Here is a 2,752-nt window from a genome sequence, read left to right as displayed (position 1 = left end):
TGGGGTTGGCGGCTACCTACTCTCCCGCGTGTGACCGCAGTACCATCGGCTCGGCGGGGCTTAACTTCTCTGTTCGGAATGGGAAGAGGTGGACACCCGCGACATAGCCACCATTATCTTGGGATCCCTTTCGGGTGTTCCTCAATGGGGTCGGGGGGTGCTTTGACGATACGGGGAAGGGAGGGGGCTAGGGTACGCGCCTTGGGTGGCGCATGTGTTGGAAAGCGCTCGGGCAATTAGTACGGCTCGGCTATGGTGTTTCCACCTTTACACCTGCCGCCTATCGACGTGGTCGTCTCCCACGGCCCTTAAGGGATGTCTCATCTTGGGGTGAGTTTCGCACTTAGATGCTTTCAGCGCTTATCTCATCCGAGCGTAGCTACCCTGCGCTGCGGCTGGCGCCACAACAGGTCCACCAGAGGCTCGTCCATCCCGGTCCTCTCGTACTAAGGACAGGTCCCCTCAAACATCCTACGCCCACTACAGATAGGGACCGAACTGTCTCACGACGTTCTGAACCCAGCTCGCGTGCCACTTTAATCGGCGAACAGCCGAACCCTTGGGACCTTCTCCAGCCCCAGGACGTGACGAGCCGACATCGAGGTGCCAAACCTCCCCGTCGATATGAGCTCTTGGGGGAGATCAGCCTGTTATCCCCGGCGTACCTTTTATCCTTTGAGCGATGGCCCTTCCATGCGGAACCACCGGATCACTATATCCGCCTTTCGGCCCTGCTCGGCTTGTGGGCCTCACAGTCAAGCACCCTTCTGCTATTGCGCTCTGCGCACGGTTACCAAGCGTGCTGAGGGTACCTTTGAAAGCCTCCGTTACTCTTTTGGAGGCGACCACCCCAGTCAAACTACCCACCAAACAATGTCTCCTACTCAAGGATTAGGCTCCAAGTAACTCAAGGGTGGTATTTCAACGCTGCCTAACCGACGCCTGGCGACGCCGGATCACAGGCTCCCACCTATCCTACACATGAGTTACCCAGAGTCAATGTTAAGCTATAGTAAAGGTGCACGGGGTCTTTCCGTCCCGTAGCGGGTACTCGGCATCTTCACCGAGACTACAATTTCACCGAGCTCACGGCTGAGACAGCGCCCAGATCGTTACACCATTCGTGCAGGTCGGAACTTACCCGACAAGGAATTTCGCTACCTTAGGACCGTTATAGTTACGGCCGCCGTTTACCGGGGCTTCGATTCAACGCTTCGCCTTGCGGCTGACGTCCCCTCTTAACCTTCCGGCACCGGGCAGGTGTCAGGCCATATACCTCATCTCTCGATTTCGCATAGCCATGTGTTTTTGTTAAACAGTCGCCTGGGCCTCTTCACTGCGGCTTCTCATGTTGCCATGAGGAAGCGCCCCTTCTCCCGAAGTTACAGGGCCATTTTGCCGAGTTCCTTGGCCGTGATTCACTCGAGCACCTTAGGATTCTCTCCTCGACTACCTGTGTCGGATTGCGGTACGGGTAGCGTGACCATTAAAACGCTTAGCGGGTTTTCTTGGGAGTCTGATTAGGGCCGCTATCCCCTCGCCCGGGGGCTTGGGGTACTATCGCGTTTCAGCAGGGTCGGCGTACTTGACTACCGTCCCTATACCTACGTGCTTTAACCTGGTATTCCGTCACCAGGCGGGCCTTTCACTACTCCGTCACCGCGTCACTCAGTCACGCTAGTACTGGAATATTAACCAGTCGTCCATCGACCTTAGCTCTCGCATCGGCCTTAGGACCCGACTAACCCTGATCCGATTAGCGTTGATCAGGAAACCTTAGTCTTTCGGTGTGCGGGTTTCTCGCCCGCATTATCGTTACTTATGCCTACATTTGCTTTTCCCGACGCTCCAGTATCCATTACCAGATACCTTCGTAGCCGACGGGAATGCTCCCCTACCACTGTAATAAATTACAATCCATAGCTTCGGTATCACGCTTGATGCCCGATTATTATCGATGCCCTGTCGCTCGACCAGTGAGCTGTTACGCACTCTTTAAATGAATGGCTGCTTCCAAGCCAACATCCTGGCTGTCTAAGCAACTGAACCTCCTTTGTTCAACTTAGCGTAAATTTAGGGACCTTAGCTGATGGTCTGGGTTCTTTCCCTCTCGGCTTGGGACCTTAGCACCCCAAGCCTCACTGCCGAGTATGTCACGTGGCATTCGGAGTTCGTCAGGATTCGGTAGGATTTGACTCCCCCTAGTCCTATCGGTAGCTCTACCTCCACGAGACTCAACCTCGACGCTGCCCCTAAAGGCATTTCGGGGAGTACGAGCTATTTCTCAGTTTGATTGGCCTTTCACCCCTACCCTCAGGTCATCCAAATCCTTTTCAACGGAAACTGGTTCGGACCTCCATTGCGTGTTACCGCAACTTCATCCTGCCCAAGGGTAGATCACAAAGTTTCGCGTCTACCCCCCCTGACTGTGCGCCCTGTTCAGACTCGCTTTCGCTGCGGCTCCGTGCATCCATGCACTTAACCTCGCCAGGGAGGAGTAACTCGTAGGCTCATTATGCAAAAGGCACGCCGTCACCCAACTAATGGGCTCCGACCGCTTGTAGGCGCATGGTTTCAGGTTCTATTTCACTCCCTTATTCAGGGTTCTTTTCACCTTTCCCTCACGGTACTGGTTCACTATCGGTCTCTCAGGAGTATTTAGCCTTACCGGATGGTACCGGTGGATTCAGACGGGATTCCTCTGGTCCCGCCCTACTCAGGATACCACTATGCTCCAAAACCTTTCGCTGAC

General features: G+C 54.8%; 2 rRNA genes (1 of these 2 only partly in view). Both read right to left on the bottom strand.

What is annotated here, in order from left to right:
• Positions 1-3 precede the first annotated feature (3 nt).
• Positions 4-115: ribosomal RNA gene (gene rrf / locus FOA19_RS23245) — 5S ribosomal RNA — on the bottom strand.
• 101 nt (positions 116-216) lie between these two features.
• A 23S ribosomal RNA gene (locus FOA19_RS23240) occupies positions 217-2,752 on the bottom strand; it runs 359 nt beyond the window's last position.

Source organism: Rufibacter hautae (assembly GCF_008271695.1).
In the GTDB taxonomy this organism is placed as follows: Bacteria; Bacteroidota; Bacteroidia; order Cytophagales; family Hymenobacteraceae; genus Nibribacter; species Nibribacter hautae.
The sequence above is the reverse complement of the archived record's forward strand: the minus strand, read 5'-3'. Positions and strand labels throughout refer to the sequence as shown.